This is a genomic window from Idiomarina seosinensis, from assembly GCF_044797955.1.
Taxonomy (GTDB): domain Bacteria; phylum Pseudomonadota; class Gammaproteobacteria; order Enterobacterales; family Alteromonadaceae; genus Idiomarina; species Idiomarina seosinensis_A.
Genome location: NZ_CP085211.1, coordinates 1954558 through 1971907, shown reverse-complemented (window position 1 = coordinate 1971907; position 17350 = coordinate 1954558). Strand labels below are relative to the sequence as shown.

General features: G+C 44.6%; 14 protein-coding genes. All 14 read right to left on the bottom strand.

Annotation, left to right across the window (positions count from 1 at the left end; all coding sequences use genetic code 11):
* Positions 1-26: 26 nt before the first annotated feature.
* Positions 27-956, bottom strand: a complete 930-nt coding sequence (ligD, locus tag LG288_RS09355; protein WP_404399925.1) for a non-homologous end-joining DNA ligase — start codon at positions 954-956, stop codon at positions 27-29.
* 14 nt (positions 957-970) lie between these two features.
* A complete protein-coding gene (gene ligD / locus LG288_RS09350; protein WP_404399924.1) occupies positions 971-1996 on the bottom strand; it encodes a non-homologous end-joining DNA ligase in 1026 nt (341 codons plus the stop codon).
* A complete protein-coding gene (locus tag LG288_RS09345) occupies positions 1989-2609 on the bottom strand; it encodes a DNA polymerase ligase N-terminal domain-containing protein (RefSeq protein ID WP_404399923.1) in 621 nt (206 codons plus the stop codon). The genes ligD (LG288_RS09350) and LG288_RS09345 overlap by 8 nt, the downstream gene beginning before the upstream one ends.
* Before the next feature lie 94 nt (positions 2610-2703).
* Positions 2704-5475, bottom strand: a complete 2772-nt coding sequence (locus LG288_RS09340; protein ID WP_404399922.1) for an EAL domain-containing protein — start codon at positions 5473-5475, stop codon at positions 2704-2706.
* A 6-nt stretch (positions 5476-5481) separates the two neighbouring features.
* Positions 5482-7062 (bottom strand): PAS domain-containing methyl-accepting chemotaxis protein, encoded by a 1581-nt coding sequence (locus LG288_RS09335; protein ID WP_404399921.1) that lies wholly within the window; start codon positions 7060-7062, stop codon positions 5482-5484.
* A 569-nt stretch (positions 7063-7631) separates the two neighbouring features.
* A complete protein-coding gene (locus LG288_RS09330; RefSeq protein ID WP_404399920.1) occupies positions 7632-8807 on the bottom strand; it encodes a hypothetical protein in 1176 nt (391 codons plus the stop codon).
* A gap of 164 nt (positions 8808-8971) precedes the next feature.
* The gene (istB, locus tag LG288_RS09325) at positions 8972-9724 is read right to left on the bottom strand and encodes an IS21-like element helper ATPase IstB (protein WP_404399919.1); all 753 of its coding nucleotides are present in this window, start codon (positions 9722-9724) and stop codon (positions 8972-8974) included.
* Positions 9717-11210, bottom strand: a complete 1494-nt coding sequence (istA, locus tag LG288_RS09320) for an IS21 family transposase (protein ID WP_404399918.1) — start codon at positions 11208-11210, stop codon at positions 9717-9719. Before istA (LG288_RS09320) ends, istB (LG288_RS09325) begins: the two co-directional genes overlap by 8 nt.
* 128 nt (positions 11211-11338) lie before the next feature.
* Positions 11339-12901 carry a DUF6119 family protein gene (locus tag LG288_RS09315; RefSeq protein WP_404399917.1) on the bottom strand — a complete coding sequence of 521 codons (1563 nt, stop codon included), beginning with the start codon at positions 12899-12901 and terminating at the stop codon, positions 11339-11341.
* A 269-nt stretch (positions 12902-13170) separates the two neighbouring features.
* Positions 13171-13797, bottom strand: coding sequence for a DUF3883 domain-containing protein (locus LG288_RS09310; protein WP_404399916.1), 627 nt, complete (start codon positions 13795-13797; stop codon positions 13171-13173).
* Positions 13798-13916: 119 nt separating this feature from the next.
* A complete protein-coding gene (gene istB / locus LG288_RS09305) occupies positions 13917-14693 on the bottom strand; it encodes an IS21-like element helper ATPase IstB (RefSeq protein WP_296052982.1) in 777 nt (258 codons plus the stop codon).
* Complete coding sequence (gene istA / locus LG288_RS09300; RefSeq protein WP_404399915.1) at positions 14677-15711, bottom strand: IS21 family transposase; 1035 nt, start codon at positions 15709-15711, stop codon at positions 14677-14679. Before istA (LG288_RS09300) ends, istB (LG288_RS09305) begins: the two co-directional genes overlap by 17 nt.
* 61 nt (positions 15712-15772) lie before the next feature.
* Entirely contained in the window at positions 15773-16318 is a 546-nt protein-coding gene (locus LG288_RS09295) for an MrcB family domain-containing protein (protein WP_404399914.1), read from the bottom strand.
* 9 nt (positions 16319-16327) lie between these two features.
* Positions 16328-17317: a 5'-nucleotidase gene (locus tag LG288_RS09290; protein ID WP_404399913.1), complete on the bottom strand. Its 990-nt coding sequence runs from the start codon at positions 17315-17317 to the stop codon at positions 16328-16330.
* Between the last annotated feature and the right edge of the window lie 33 nt (positions 17318-17350).

Here is a 17350-nt window from a genome sequence, read left to right as displayed (position 1 = left end):
GCTGCAGTCAGCAACTTAAACATGCACTAGCTTTCCTCGTCAGCCGGTGTCTCCGTATCTAGTAATTGCTGCAACTTACTTTGCCTGCTCGTTAACGAAAAAGCATGGCGCATGATGCCTTGCCAGGGGTCCTGCTTTTGAGCCAGGCGGCGGGGTATGCTCTTAACTGTCCAGCTTTGTGGTTCGGCCCCTTGTTCTAGCTCGTTCCACTCGATAGGCGTTGCCACCGATGCCGTTGTCTGTGCGCGCACTGCGTAGGGTGCTACTGATGTCGCTCCGTAAGCATTTCTTAAGATATCTAAGAAGATACGATCGCCACGTTTATTTTTTCGTTGCTCAAGGGTATAGTTTTCGGGCTTGCGCCGAACCAGCGTCAAAGCACAGTTTTTGGCAAATTCACGAGTATCGTCAAATGAGCTGCTTTGATCTAAGGGAATAATCAGGTGAAATCCGTTGGCACCGGAAGTTTGTATCCAGACGCTGAGGTCCAGCTCGGCCATTAAGTCACGAATATCTAACGCGGCCTGGCGCAAAGCGTTGGCACTATCGCCGGTTTCTGGCGGATCAAGGTCAAATACCATCTTGTCTGGATACTCTAGTTTGTCCCTACGTGATAGATAAATGTGCGGGGTGATGACAGCCTGATCTGCCAGGTAGATCAGGGCTGCTTTGCTATCAACGACAGGCGCGTAAAAATGCCCGCCTTCGCGCTTTTCCATTTTGACGGTCTTGATCCAGTCGGGAAAGTAATCAGGCGTATCTTTATTAAAAAAGCTATCGCCGGCTATGCCGTCAGGAAACCGCTCCATGTTTACGCCATAATGCTGCATATGCGGTATCATGGTGTCGGCAATTTTTGCATAGTAATCGATCATGTCGCCTTTACTGATTTCCGCTTCCGGAAAAAATAGTTTATCGCGCTTTGAGACATCAATGTCGTGACCGTTAACCTGCATAATTTATCCTCTATTTAAGATTCCGCTTTCTGCGTTTCCGTTTCTTTGTGCACCTTAGAAGCTTTCTTATCGCGGCGAAGCCCCAGGAATCTGGGGTGCCGCAAATTATCATTCTGAGTCCATTCGGTAAAAGCGATTTCGCAGACCAGCTTAGGGGTTACAAAGGTAATGTCATCGCCACTGGGCGAGTTTTTATCAAAAGGAGAGGTTTCGCGGCTTATAGATTCTAACCGCCCGCCGAGTTCTTTCAGCGTCGCGTCGTCAAAACCTGTGCCGACATCCCCCGCGTACACCAGTTGCTTATTGCGATAAAAGCCAAGCAGCAAAGCGCCAAAACCTACTCGCTCACCCTCAGGTTGAGTAAAGCCACAAATTACAAACTCCTGCTGCATTAAACACTTAAACTTTAACCAGTCAGAAGATCGGCTGTGTGCGTAACGGGCGTTGGCACGTTTTGCAATTAAACCTTCCCAGCCTTTTTCACAAGCCTCGTGGTAATAGCTGATACCGTCTTCATTTTTGTGAGCAGTAAAGCGCAGTGGATCAGTCCATTGCAGCGCTTCTTTTAATAATTTCTTTCGCCCCCGCAGCGAGCAGTTTGTAATGTTGTGGCCGTCAATATACAGACAATCGAAAAGGTAAAAATAAACCTGAACATTGCTCGCTCTGGCCTCGTCGCGATTCGATACTTTCATGCGCGCCTGCAATAGCTGAAAATCGCTGATGTCATCGTCATTAAATGCCACGACTTCGCCATCAACAATAACTCCCGGAGGACAGTTGTCCACAAGTGCTTGTTCCAGCTCAGGATAGCTCTTATTCAGGCACTTTTTATTACGTGAACATAAACGAGCTTCGCCGTTCTGGGTTACATAAGCGATCACTCGTTCACCATCCAGTTTGCGCTCGTAAACCCAGTCGGGATCAGAAAACTGCTCGTGGGTCAGTTTTGCTTTCATAGGCGTGAGCCAGTCAGGCATGTCTTCGCGTTTGGCTGCCTCCCGATCATCGGAACTTAACCGCGCTAACACATCAGTCATTATCTTCGTCCGCTTGTCTGGCAATGTCTTTTAGAGAGCGCCCACTCTTGACTGAGCTAGTCTCTGTCGAGACAGGGTTACGGCGCGCATCGGCCTTATCATCGTCCATTTTAACCAGTAACCAACGTTCATCATCTCCACCATCAGTTCGAATCAGCGCATAACCACCATAAATTTTTTCGCCCTGCAGCCAAATATTAAGATGACCGTCATCAAGCTGATCCTCGATCGATTGGCTTTCATCATCATCGTCATCTTTTAAATTTTTATAACTACCGCGATCCCAAACCATAACGGTACCGCCGCCGTATTCGTCCTCGGGAATCGTACCTTCAAAGTCGGCATATTTTAGCGGGTGGTCTTCAGTAGGAACTGCCAGGCGTTTTTCAGAAGGATCAGTCGACGGTCCCTTCGGTACCGCCCAGGATTTTAAGACACCATTCACTTCGATACGAAAATCATAATGTAACGTTGATGAATCGTGTTTTTGTATGACGAATATCGGTCGTTGGTTCGCCCAGTCAAAATTTACGTCATCACCTTTAGGTTCGGAAGTTTTGCGAAAGTCGCGTTTGTCACTGTAACGCTCAGTTTTTTGTTTGGATTTAGACATAGTCGCTCAAGTATTTTAACCAAGTGGATTAAAACTCTCCGGCACAAAACTGCGATTGCACCAATTTAGTCTTTTAAGCTTAGTACCTGTCTATCTAATAATCCAAGAACGGAGATGGCTTGCCGATATAGTATCCCTGGACGAAGTTAACCCCGCACTGTTGAACAGCTGTTAGTATTGGTTCACTGCTGACGAATTCCGCCACCGTGGCGATACCCATGGATTTGGCCATTTCAACAATCCCCCGTGTTACATGCCTACTATTGTCGTTTTCTGTAATCCTGCTGATAATACTTCCGTCAATTTTCAAGAAGTCGGGTTTAATCTCAATTAAATAGGCAAAATTAGAGTAGCCACTACCAAAGTCATCTATTGCGATTTGCGCACCTAATGCCCTCATTTTCCGAATAAAGGAATCAACGGTAACAAAGTCTTTGATTGCTTCTGACTCGGTAATTTCAAATATAATGCTCGCTGAGCGATTACGCGATAGTGAAGCCTGGATGTATTCTACTGTGTCGTTGTCATAAAGATCCTGCGCCGAGACGTTAACGCAGATATCAGCAGCCGCATCAATCGACTGTTCGATTGCAGTATCAATAATTACGCGTGTGAACAGGCGATAATAGCGGGTACTTTTCAACGGAGTCAAAAAGTGTGCCGGCGAAATCAAGTTTCCATCTTTTGTTTGAAGCCGAGCAAGGGCTTCATACTTTTTTTTGCCTGAGGTTTGTTGTTTTAGTGCGCGAATTTCCTGAAAAACCGCAATGATGCGTCCTTCTTCCAGCGCAAGCTTTGTTTCTTTTAGCCAAAAATAAAAGTCGTATTTGGTTTCGCTGTCTTTTCGTGTCACGACAGAGTGCGCTAAACAATCGTCTTTCGCCTCGAGTAGCGCGCTTTCTGCATAAGCTACTGGCCGGCTAGACGAATACCCGGTGCCGACGGAAAAGTTAATTTCATGGTGATGGTCATCAATCAAGACATCATTTTCTTCGGCCAAATATTTAATTTCCATAACCCTATGTTCGAAGTCAGCTAAACATTCAGGTTGTCGGGGCGTTACAGCAAAAAGAGCTCCGTTAATATGATAAAGGCGACAGTTGTTTTGTGCTGCTACTGCACCAAGTCCGGCAACAATTGCCTTTATTAAAGTGTCTCCGTATTTAAATCCCCAGTGGTCATTGAGCACTTTAAATTTTTTTACGTCATAAAGTGCTACACAGTCGATTTTTGACCTATTCAGGTCATCTAGCAACCGAATTCGATTGGGGCAGTGCGTAAGGGGGTGGCATTGTTGTTGCTGAATAGTTTCTTTTGCATTAACCACGTCAGTAATGTCAGTTCGGATACTTAAAAATTTTTCAATCTTGCCATTATCGTCCAGTATCGGCACGATAACAGTTTTGACGAAGTATGAACTGCCGTCTTTTCTCCTATTTCTAATCACCCCTTGCCAAGGTTTTTTATTAGTAATGGTTTCCCAGAGATTCTTAAATAAACTTTCTGGCATTTTTGGATGCCGGATGATTTGGTGAGTCTGCCCGAGTAACTCATCCCGGCTATAGCCACTGATCTCCTCAAATTTTCGATTCACATAGGTAATTATCCCTTCGGGGTTAGTCATAGAAACAATAGCGCTGTAATCTAAAGCAAAGTGATGTTGTTTTAAGAAGTTGAGCGACTCGTTTAGTTCATTACCTGTAGTTCTTGCAAGATGAGCCAGATTCATCAACGAATTAGCTGCCTTTCTCTCTTGCGATGTGACAGCCTTTATACAAACGTCCGAGGACTCAGACAGGAAAGTAATAGTCTGACTGAGGTTATGCAGTTGGATATTAGCGCCAGACGATGAAAACTCACCATATAAGAAAGCCCCAGCACCTTTTGATCGTCCGGCTATACGCTTAACTTCGTGCGGATTAAGCGGGCCAAGGTAAGATTTTCTTGCCGCACACCCAAACATCAGCATAGCTTGCGCCACAGTGTTATCCAGCGTTGGCGAGTTTTCGATTAGCTGTTCGGGATCAGCAAATGAAAAGGAAACCAAGTCACCTTCCTGCAAATCGCCGGCAAAGATAATGTCGCCATCATCAGTCAGCCCGACAGGAGCCCGAAGTAAGCGCTCAACACCACGCTTTACAAGTAACGGGAACTCCATGGCGCTGTTAGGGAAGTTTATATCGACATTAGGGCCGATATACTTTTTATACACTTCCATTACTGGTAGCTCATCAAGAGAATACAAGTGGTTGCCGTTTGCTTTCGTTACTTTAAAAGTTGGTCCGATGGCATCCCAACCAAGTAAGACTTGTTGCTTAACGGACAGAGTGTCGCCGGAAAGGAAAGCGCAGACCGATCCTGTATCGTAAAATTGTGAGCCTGAGGAAACATAAGTACGCGTAAATTGCTCATTGTCTCCGGCATTTCCGCCGGTAATCACCATATTAGGAAAGCAAGAATTAAGTGCTTTCAGGAACGGCTCAGGACTCGAATGAAGCGCATTAGAAAATACAATAGCCAAAACCGGCTTGCGATGAGCTAAAAGGCTTTTTAAAACAAGCGAAGCGGGCTCAGTGTGCTCATTAAGGTAAATGGTATGAATTTGAGTGTTATGTTCGGTAACAAGGAAATCGATTACTATTGTCTCTTCTTGTGCCTGACCATCAAAAATCTCGCCAGAGGTTGAAACACCAATAATTTTAAAGTTCGCGAGCTCTTGCTCAAGCAACTTTATCATCGGTTCAGTCGATTTTTGCGGACAGCCAGAGTAAACCTGTATCAACCCTGTTTTACTGTGAAGTTCATGCTTATCGATGAAAGCCTTAAGGTTAGCTTCATCTTGGTACGCGTGCGATAGTTGCAGCATGGTGTTCTAGGTACCCTGTTGAGAATCCCAGAACTGAGAAGTTAACTGATCAAGCCTGCGTGTAATACCCACCGTGCTGTCGGTAACTTGGCTGCTGAGCTTGACTGCCTCGAGATTTTCCTCTGAGCTTGTCTTAATAGTGGCGACACTCTCACCAATGCTCTGGGCAACTTGGCTTTGCTCCGAGACTGCTTCGGCAATTTGATCGCTCATCCGTGAAATTCTATTGATAGATTGAACAATCTCTTCTAGGCAATCAGCTGTTTGCTGACTTTTTTCAACGCCGGTTTGCGCCATTTGCGCCCCTCTGCCCATGACGTCAACCGATTCGTTAACGCCTTTTTGGAGAGTTTCAATAACTCCTCTGATTTCAATAGTCGAATCCTGTGTACGGTTGGCAAGTGAGCGTACCTCATCCGCCACCACAGCAAATCCGCGCCCCGACTCTCCCGCCCGGGCCGCCTCTATAGCGGCGTTTAAAGCCAATAAGTTGGTTTGGTCCGCAATACTTAAAATTACATCCAGAATCTTCTCAATATCACTGCTGCTCTTAGCAACATCATTAATTACCACGCTGGCATGGTTTATCTGCTCTTTGAGTTGACTGATAGCAGCGACATTACCGTCGACGATTGCTTTACCATTTTGTGCTTTTTCTAAGCCATCGGTTGATGCGGAAGAAGTTTCTTTGGCGCTGTCAGCAACCGTTGAAATACTCACTGACATCTGGTCGACGGCAGTAGCCACCTGCTCGGTTTGCTCAAACTGACGCATCGTCCCGGTTTCAGATTGCGAAACAGCACTACTTAAGTTTGTGGTATTACTATTAAGTGTATCCGCCATATCATTGATCCGTCCGATAAGCGCCGCGTTCTCGGACTGCAGAGCCTTCATAGCAAGCAGGATTGTGCCGGCCTCATCTGAGCGGCCGGTGTACACAAAGCGGGCAACCTTATCTGATGCAATAGTTTTGAGGCTATCGACCGCGGACAAGATGGGACTCAAAGCTAAAACCACATAAGACCCGGCTACAGCAATTGCAAGAAGCGCAGCGGACAAAGTGATGACAGCATCATTAGACATAAGAAAACTGACTATAGGAATTAGTAGCGCAGCCAGACAAGCATACATTAGCTTTCTTTTCAGGGGCACAGATGACTTGATACCCGACGGAGTTTTTCCATTGTTTATCGCAGAATAAACATTCTTTGCGCGCTCGATGTATTCGGGTTTCGCTTTACGCCGGACTGACTGATATTCTTCTGTTTTCCCATCCTTCTTGATAGGTGTTGCGTAAGCATCAACCCAGTAGTGGTCACCATTTTTACAGCGGTTTTTGACGATTCCCATCCAGGACTTATCAGCTTTTAAATCATCCCAGAACATCTTAAACACGGGTGGAGGCATGTCGGGGTGCCGGACAATATGATGATTTTTACCGATAAGTTCCGACTTAGTAAAACCGCTAATGTCGATAAAATCCTGATTAATATAGGTTATTTGGCCTTTTAAATTCGTTGTTGAAAGAATATTCGCCCGTGTTGAAAAGCTTTTTTCGACGTTTGTTATGGGGAGATTTTTTTTCATCTTTAATCCAATTCAGAGTCAATGCTGTTTTAATGCATCGCTCCGGCTTATTTGGCTTATTATAATTTATGTATCGGATGGAATAACATTTTCGTTTAAAAAATAAACGGGTTTTGCGGTAAATGATATAATAACCACGATAAAAGCAAGGTTAATTGATTTGCATCAAAATAACGTGTTATTAATTTGTTAATTTCACTAGTTTCCAGATTTTTTTGTTTTGGTCTTTGTCGGTGCTTTCTGCTGTCGGAGTATTGGCGTAAAGGTTTCTATTACACCTGGGGTGGAGATGTTAGGAAGGTAAAATAAATACCGAGAATCACATTGGCGTCTTAATTGCGGAGGCGGAATAGAACGCATCGTGCAACAGCACCGGCACTCGTGTCGGGCATATAAAAAAGCCCCGCTATTGCTAGCAGGGCTTTTTCTAAATAGTGGTGCCGGAGGCGGAATCGTCTTGGTGTTCTATCTTTTTGTTTTTGAACTGATTAATTATTTGTTTTTATAGCTATGTAACTTCCCGTGTTACTAAAGCAGCACTTTCTGAAAATATCAGGGCTTACCAACATTCATTTTTTGTTATATTCCGCAATTCTCATTTTAAACTCAGTCTCTAACTCTTTAGGTACTCGAAGATTAACCCCTTCAAGTTGCGGTACTTTGTATGGTCCTTGATAGTTAAAAATACATGTCTTTAACACACTGAAAAGCGACTCAACCGGCTCTATACCGTGCTCATGTATGAACTTAGGGTACTTACCATGATCTGAGAATATAGATATTTCTCCATGGATGAACTTACTTCTCAAGCTGTAAATAGCTTTGATTTTTGACTCAATGTCCTCAATATTACTAGCGTCTCTACTCACCCCTCCGACAATAGCGGTTTTGTTACTTCGTTCTGTCCCATACAACGCATCTAGTGCAATGAAATGGTTTAAGAACCTTTCACGCTTGTCGTGAGTCCATCCATGGGCTATAAAAGATAGCGCGGAAGTCATTCTCTTTGTATCCGACTTCAAAATCTTTTTTAGATCAGAAATGACTTCAGGAGTTATGTTGATCTCGTAGACAGAAGGCAGATTACACCTTATTTGGCATGTAGTAATCCCGTTAGACTCAAGAAAATTTATTCTATTGTCAACAGTGACTTGGTTGATTATAAAAGGTTTATCGATTGTTATGCACAATGCTCCAAATAACCTATCAAAGGTTTCTGTGGCCTCACTTACTGAGCGTGCATATACCAAAATAGCTGAGCTATTTAATAACTGTTTATACTGGCCTATTGGCTCTTTATTTAACTCATTCTCGACTGCTTTAGAGGGAAGGTCGATCCCCGTTCGATTTTTTATATCGATAAGTAGTCTTTCAATTTGTCCAGACCCATAGATAGACAAATTGTCAGTAAAATTGTGCACTTCATTTGTATGAGCATGTTTGAGAGTGTAAATATATGGCTTTAAAACTTTTTTCGAGTCTATGTAGTCCACAAAGAGGCTGCTCAAGATGGTACGATGGTGTTGTGACAACAATTGACTTAAATATGGGTTAGACTCATTTAGTGATAGAAAATCAGCATCAATAACATTGAAAGCATACGAGCAGAAGTTTAGAAGTAGCTCCTTTGCATTTTTGATATTGGTGATGCCTAAATCACGTCCAGACTCTTGTAATAAAAGACTTGCACACTTGTTCATCTCCTTATCGCTGTATTTAAGCCAGAAGATGACATCACCCTCCATAAAATCGCCTACCTGTATTGATGGTGCTCCATTTTTAGGACAAAAACCGAATGTGTTCGATAAGGAAGCCGTTATGTCGTTTGCAAATGAATTTTTCAATGTATGTAGCGTCAATTACCTTGGCCGGTTTTCCGGCAATTATCCTGGCCGGTTGATGCCGATTTTTAACTACCGTTGCTCATCGCCATTTTGCGCCGGTAACTTTCACCTTCACAATGAAGGATTGTCGCATGATGCACCAGCCGATCGATGGCGGCGATGGTCATCGTTGAGTCGTCGAACAGTTCATCCCATTGCTCGAACGACTTATTTGATGTGATGATCATGCTGTGTCTTTCGTATCGATGTGCGATTAGCTCGAACAGCACACTAGTTTCCTGCTCGGTTTTGCGAACGTAGCCTACGTCGTCCACGATAAGCAGATTGTATTTATCCAGCTTTAGCAGCTCATCCTGCAATCGAAGATGCTGTTTCGCCTGCTGTAGCTGTTGCACGATGGCTGACGCCGCGATGAACTTAACTTTATAGCCCTGCTCGATAAGACCGTAACCGATGCCACTGGCGATATGGGTTTTACCCAGTCCGCTGGCTCCGAACAGTAAGACGTTAGAGCCGAGTTTCAGCCACCCGGGTTGGTTAACCAGATCGATGATTTGGTGTTTTGAGATACCGTCGACCAGATTAAAGTCGAAGTTGCCAAGGTTTTTTCCAGCCGGTAACTTCGCGTCTTTCAGCAACCGCTGTAAGCGTTTATCTTCGCGGTTTGCCAGCTCGATATGGCACAGCTCCGATAAGTACTGTTGGGGGCTCCATTGCTCTTTGACGGCTTTATTGCCCAGCGTATCCCACTCTTTAACCATGGTGGCGAGCTTAAGCTGTTTGAGCATGAGTGATAATGAGGCCGTTGTGTTATCCATGCAGGCCTCCCGGTATCATACTGGTATACGAGCTTAGGCTGTGTTGCTTGATGGTAAGTGATGGTGCTTTCGGCTCGATAACTAAAAAGCGCTCTTCGCATTCCCGGATGGCCGGTAATTGTCGCTGGGTAATTGACGCAGCAATAAATCGTCCTAATTGACGCTCACAACCGCTTTGCTTGGCTAAATGAAGCAGTTTTACCATGTAATAGCTGGCTTTATCGGCCGTTAGCGTGTCGTCGACATACTCCCAGATGGTTTTGTAATTGTCGTCCGGTAATAGATCATCGCGCAACTGTGAGTGCCGGAACGCACGCGGTTTCTTAACCAGTGCATCAATAACATGCCGGTAATTGACGCTGCGGGCGCGACCACCTTTGTCGGCATAGACACGCTCAAGCTCCATAACGAAGTCGGTGCCGTAAAATAGAACTAACCGGTCATCATAAAGGCGTACCAGCAGTCGACTGTCAATAAGCCGTGATGGCACGGTGTAGGTTACGCGCTTCAGGCCGATAGTGCTTGTCCGCGACACCGTGACATAATGCTCGGTGTAATTGACGCTCATTGCCCGGGGCAGTACCTGTAATTGTCGCTGCTCGAGTTGGTATTTGTCGCTGACGCGACGATTACGCCGTGCTACCACACTGGCGACAAAGGCTTCATACGCATCACGGCTGTCGAAGTCGTAACTACCGCGGATTTTTAGTGCTTGCTCGACTTGGGACTTGGTGTGCCCGTGCGGACTTTCGATAGCCCCGTTCTCATGAGCAACCCCCGGATTGTTGCGGGTTGCTCTAAAACCATAGTGCTTAACAAGGTCGTTGAAGCGCTCCGTTAAATCATCAGCCGATGAGTGATTCTTATAAGCCGCACTCAAGCTGTCGGTACGGATTTCTTTGGGCACACCGCCGGCGGCATGTAGCGCATTTTGTAATCCGTCAGAGAAGGCCGCAAAGCTTTCACCACCATAGATAACCTGGATGAAGGCCCAGCCGCTGGCCGGCATCCGGTAATGAAACAGCATGTGCTTTAATGGCTCACCGGCAATAGTGACCGGCGACTTCACATGAGTAAAATCGGTAATGCCAAGCGCACCGTATTCATGCGTTTGCATAAACACAACGTCTTTAGCAGGCCCGTGTAAAGAGCGCCATTTCCGAATTCGCCGCTCAAGTGTTCGGCGCGATCCGGGACTGAATTTATCGGTGTGATATTCGCAAAGGTGATCAAAAACACCGACAGGCGTGATGTCCTTATCCTGTTCGAGTATGGGAACGACAACGCTTTCCCATATCGCTTCAAGCGGATCTTTGCGTGTGCGCCACTGGCGCTTACCGTCGTTCGTTTGTTGATTGGCTTTATCAAGGCGCCGGGCTGATCGCTCTGAAATGCCTGCTTTAGCAGCAGCGACAACTTGGCTATTTCGTTTTCTATGACTCATATAGATCATGACCTGTTGATCCGTGATTCGTGTTTCCGGCACAGTGAACTCCCTCCGTTCTGCTGTGCCGAACCTTATCAGATCAACCGGCCAAGATAATTGCCGCTAGACCGGCCACCGTAATTGTCGCTCAATATTTCAATGATCACTCTCTACTTTTATAGCCTAAATCACCTTGTTACTTTGTCGGCAATCAGAACAACTTCACAATCAATCCCCATTAACTTTAGAGATCTAATCGCTCTTCTAAGACTGATTCTGGAGAAGATAGGTAGCGCATTTGACTTATTACTTTCAGGCTTATGGGTGATGATGCCAAATGTCACGATATATGGACCGTTTTTGATATTATTCTCGAATTTTTCGCCGACCAGTTTGATGAGTTTCTTTCTTGACTCTTCTTCTAAACGTAATAGTTCAACCGAGTTTACGCCTTGATTAAAAAGGTGGCTTAACGAGCTAGATCTCGTGGAAATTTTTATGTGTATCAGATTTACTGTGTTATTTGAGATCGTAAAAATATCACAAGGCTCAACTTGCTTTTGTTTTGGAGGAGAAATGTTTTTCGTGTCTAGGCATATCAGAGCACCATTATTTTTGGCCAGGTTATTATTGTAGTCGGCTTCTAGCCTGTCGTTGCACTCAGTCAAAATTGAATTTTTAGTGAAAAATGGATCTATCTCTTTTTTGACCTTATTAACGAAGTCCTTCTCTATCTTGAACCAATTGCCTTCACATAAATGATAACACACACCTTTTAGTTCACACTCGAATAATAGGCTTTGGTATATAGAGTAACTCTTTACAGTTTGATCGTTTTCATCCTTTACATTGAGCTTATGGTGCTTGAGTTGCTGTATTGAAGGAGATTCAATTTTTCGCGACTTTAGGAAGTTTCGATAGTCATCAATTTTTACATTATCGTAGGTGGTTCGGGGCCCGTGTGCACCAGAATATGCAAACTTAACTTCTTTATCGTGCTCTAATAAGTCAGGTACGGAGAGTACTAGTTCCTTCTTTTTGTTCTTCAAGGCAGTGGTCAACGCAGTGTCAAGACGGCTTAGTAACGACGGGTCTTTTACGGGAACAATATTTTGTAACTCTGGAAAGTCTTTTTTAAAATCATCTTTTTTGTATAAGCCGAGAAGCCTTTCACATAACTTAACGATCTTCCCAGCATCTACGTTGGACGTAACTCTAACATTGTTAGCACCTGTAGCGTTACTGAAATAGGGTTGCAAATCACTACGAACAGATCCTGTTAAACGTCTTAAAATAGATTCATCACTATCAATGTCGAAGAATGTTAAATCTGATGCTATTGGACTTTGAATTCTCTCTCTTTTTGCATCTTCTGGCTGAAGTATATCCGTTGCTCTGATCTTATCTGGATCGATTGCGTTTAATGTGGTTCTTAAACCGAAGTCATATTCATATGATTCATTTTTCAGGTTGTGATATGCGTGCCCGAAGGTGAGTGCCAACCATCGGTTGTTTACTTGGATAAAAAGTATTGCCGATTTTAATACCTGCTCTAAGTTATCAGTTATTCCCCAATATGACTTCCACCATGGCTCTTTGGGCTGATTATCAGCAATAAATAAAAATGTACCCAGTGGCAACTTTTTTGCATGCCCAGTTTTGTCAACCAAACCGTGTCCAGCACACATTGCATTCGTTTTATCGAAACCCTGCTTAAGAAGATAAATTGAGAAGCTTCGGCTCTTGGCCATAGGTAGTCCGCCTTGAATTCAACATAAATAAAACATCTGAATCATACCACTATTTTATTTTGTTTAACAAATAAGCAGAACTTTGACCTTAACCTTTCCCCAAGAATAGGATCATGACAGCTGCTGAAAAGCAGCTGTCGTTGACAGGCGCCCATTATTAGAACCAGCGGCGTGGTGCACGCATTGAGCATGGTAAATCTTGGGAAGAGTTTGTTGAGAAGATGGAGTGTTAGGGGGATTACTTAGGAAGAGCATCCACCCAATAACGTTCAGTAATCAGTTGATGATAATTTTAACTCAAAGAGAATCGGCCTGTGCTGAATTATGTTGTTTTTCATAAGTTCAAAAGGGTTTTTTAGCACTTCTATTCTTTTTGCACCGTTTTTCTTAACTCCGGTCACTAGATATAAAAAGTAGGAGTCGCCATGTTTTTCGGCTGCAGATAACTCATTTGCTGTCAGGTTTAGACCATTCATATCGTTGGAAATTGACGATTTAACTTCAATTTTTCGCTGATTACCCCGCAAATCAAATGACGAGATGTCCCATCCTGGCCTATTATTTTCAGCTTCTTCGTGGACAACTTTTGCAGCCAAATCTGAACGTCCATTGCTATTTAAAAAGTAAATTTCATGATTGAGGACAAGTTTTTCACCCCAGTCACCAATCGCTTTAGTTCGGTTACTTCTTTGTTTTCCTTGATTAGTAGAGGCCTTTCCGGGTATAGGTTTTCTAGGTTTTCTTGGTTGGAAGTCTACCACTTCTCCTATAGCAGGCCTCTCTGAAGGTGTCTCTTCGGGCAAAGAAAATGATAGAAGCTCAATATCTGAGGGAGTTTGACCACTATTGACAAGCAACTTATACAGACTAAGAAATTGGATGTAATCGTTGACCAAAACTTTATCATCAGGAAGGTTAGCAATTTCGTATTCAATATTGAGTATAGTGTCAACGGCAGTTTAAATTTGACCCCCTTTGGGGTTAATTCGGCAATCTAATTTTGACCCCCTTGGGGTTAAATTTCACCGAGTATCGGTGCAATACCTATCTTCTTTTTGTCCTTCAACCGATAGCTCTCACCACTAATTTGAATCACATGGCAATGGTGCAAAAGGCGGTCTAGCATCGCGGCTGTTAATGTTGTGTCGTTCGCGAATGCACCTGCCCACTGGCTAAACGGTAAGTTGCTGGTTAGTAATGTGCTGCCACGCTCATAGCGTTTTGCGACCACGTTAAAGAACAGATTGGCTTCCTCGCGGCCGAACGGTAGGTAGCCGATCTCATCGATGATGAGCAATTTTGGACTCATTACAACGCGCTGTAGGTATGTTTTTAGCTTGCCTTGATTATGCGCTGTCGCCAGTTGTAGCATCAGATCGGCCGCGGTTATAAAGCGCACTTTCGTGCTGGCCATGATAGCCTTGTACCCAAGCGCAATGGCCAGGTGCGTTTTACCCACGCCACTTGGTCCGAGCATTACTACGTTCTCATGCCGTTCGATAAAGCTCAGGCCAGACAGCTCTGTCAGCTGTGCTTTGGGTACGCCGCTGGCGAAGTTAAAATCATACTCCTCAAGCGTTTTTATGTTTGGTAAGCCAGCGAACTTGAGCAGGGTCGCCTTGGTGCGTTGTGTTTTGGCTTTAAGCTCTTCAGCCAAGAGCTTCTCGATGAAGTCCGCATACGAGCCCTCTTGGGCGATGTGATGCTCAGCTATCGATGGCCAAGCTTCGGGCAAGGCGTATAAACCAAGTTGCCGGCAAGCATCGGCAATGCGCTCAGACTGTAAGTTCATGGCCACCTCGCAACATCTGGTCATAGACACTGAGCGGATGCTGCAGGCTCTCGTAAGGGGTTGGCACGTGATGCGATGCTTGCGGCTGGTACACACTGCCGATCTTCATCGGCAACGGCAATAACGCCTCTTGCTCTGTTATTAAACGCTGGTTTGGCACCTCTGCTGTCGTACCATGAACTCGTGCATTCGCCACCTGCGTTAGCCAGCGCCCGACATAGCCGTTCGCGGTTTGAACATCCAAGCGCAGGCCTGAGGTTCTTAAAGTTGCCTGCAGCGGCACAACGAAGCTAGATTTAAGGTAACGGTTAAAGCGTTCAACCTTGCCCTTAGTTTTAGCTCGGTAAGGCCGACAAACGCGCGGATTAAAGCCAAAGTCCTGCGCAGTTGATAAAAGCTTAGGGTTCCAGCGATGCTCACCATCGGCATACGCATCGCGCTCAATCATAATGGTTTTGGCGTTATCGAACAGCACTTCGTGTGGCACACCACCGAAGAAGTCGAAACTATGCTCAAGGCCGTCAATCCAGGCTTCTGTGCGCTCGTTATCATAAAACCTGACATAACTTGCACGTGAATAACCCAGCGTCGCTACGAAAGCTTTTAGTGCGTGGGCTCCACGGCGAATAATGGTGAAATCGACCTGTAGCTGCTTACCTGGCTCGGTTTCAAAACGTACTAGCGGATCGGCAGCCTGCTTTGGTTTAAACGTGGCGACATACTCACTGAGTATCCTGATTTTTCCTTGGTATCCCCGGGGCAGTATCTCTTCGTAGAGCACGGCTGCTGGTATCCAATCTGGATGAGCAGCTTTGATTCGCGACTGAATATAGTCTTTGAATGGGTCAAGCTTGCTCGGCCGCACAACACTACGTTGGTACACCGGCGCACTCACAGTTTGCTGCAGATACTTTTTAACGGTGTTTCGGGCCAGGCCGGTTTCGCGCGCTATCCCTTTAATCGACTTACCTTGGTGTTTGAGTACTTTAATGGTCACAACCATCTCCTGAGTTAACATCGAAAGCGGCCTCTTGAGCAAAACCGCTAGTTTACTTCAGGGGGTCAACTTTCAATTGCCGTTAGGGGGGCATTTTTACACTGCCGGTAACAATAGAGCCCTCTTCGTACCCTCGTTGAAGGCTGTAGCCTTTTTTGTCTGTGATTTTGGGAGCGCTGCTTGATAGCTTATTTGAAAAGTCATTTGGAAAATTATCGTGGAGTAAGTTCTCGCAATATGAGTGCATGAGTTTTGCCGCGTCACTAATCTTCGAAAGAGCGGTATTATTTTGGCCGTAAAACTTAGTAAATTGCGTGGCTCCTAGTCCTAATTCTAGTACTAGCCTTTTCATGTCTGTTGAGAATAAAAAAACAACGTAAAAGCCCTTAGTCGCAGATCTAGTTATTTTAGTATCAAAGCTCGCGAGCCATGGAGCTAGTGTGATATTTCCTTCGCCGGAGGATGAGTCGACATGCATTTCAGAGAAGCCATGGAGTTTGTTTACGTTGACTAATGCACTCACTAGCTTCGTGTTAATTAATCTGTCTGTTGGGTGTTCCTTACTAATATGCTTCAACTTGTAATAGTTGTGCCAGGAATTGGCAACATCGACGATGAGCTCCCGCATATCGCTTCCTTATGATTTATTTTTTTGAGCTACTTTATTACTAATGATCTTTTTTAATTCTGAATGCGAAGGGTAAAGCACTTTAGCACTCGGAACGTCACCTGAAGCTGGATCTAAGTGAGAGTCTTGATCATCGAAAAAGATATGGGGTTTGAATGCCTTCAAAAATCTACTTTTCTGGAGGCCCCCCAAAAAGAATGCTTGATCTATATAGACATCCCAGGCACGCAGAGTTTTAATTACTCGCATTTCAGCGGGGCTATTACGGGCTGTCATTATCGCTAACTTGACTGGAGAGTACTCAATTCTCCCCGGCAGACGTTCTTGAACTTTCGATAGTTTTTTTAGTAGGTTTGCATAAGGCCCTTCTTGAAGAGGAATATCTTGAGCTTCATCTTCGGCTTGCCAAAATGTCTCAAGCCCCTCCGTCTGATTTACAAGTTCACTATCTTCGCTAAAAATTACTGCGTCAGCATCAAAGGCAAATCTTACTTGAGTCTCATCCAACTGCTCAGCGGATTTTGGTGGCTCTTTTACTAGTGCCGCTGCACATACTTTGCTGTCAATAACTTCCTGAGCATCATCCTCGTTAGTGGTTAAAAAAAGATCAACATAAAAGGCATCCAAATAATTAGAGCTCTTTTCGCCAGCTGTAAATGCTGACCTTGTAATTGGAAGTTCACGTCGCCTGATCTCATTTAATACTCGAAAGCCCGTTTCTGGGCTATTCCGGGATATTACTACTACTTCGACGATTGGAGGGGCTGCTTTGTCTGTCTGATGTTTGTTCAAGTTCAGTAACGCCCTTATTAGCGACATTCCTGTGCCATCAGCCAGTTCATCATTTTCTTTTTCTAGCATGTAGCTTCTGTACTCATCAATCGCCGTATCAGGATCTGATTCATATTTTTGTCTGAAAACCTTATCTGCTTCAGATAAGTCGAAGAGAGCTGTTGCCGAAATTCCAATGACAAGGGTTTCATCTAATGTAATGGGCATAGAAGTTCCTTTTCTTCGTTATCTTGACTCAAG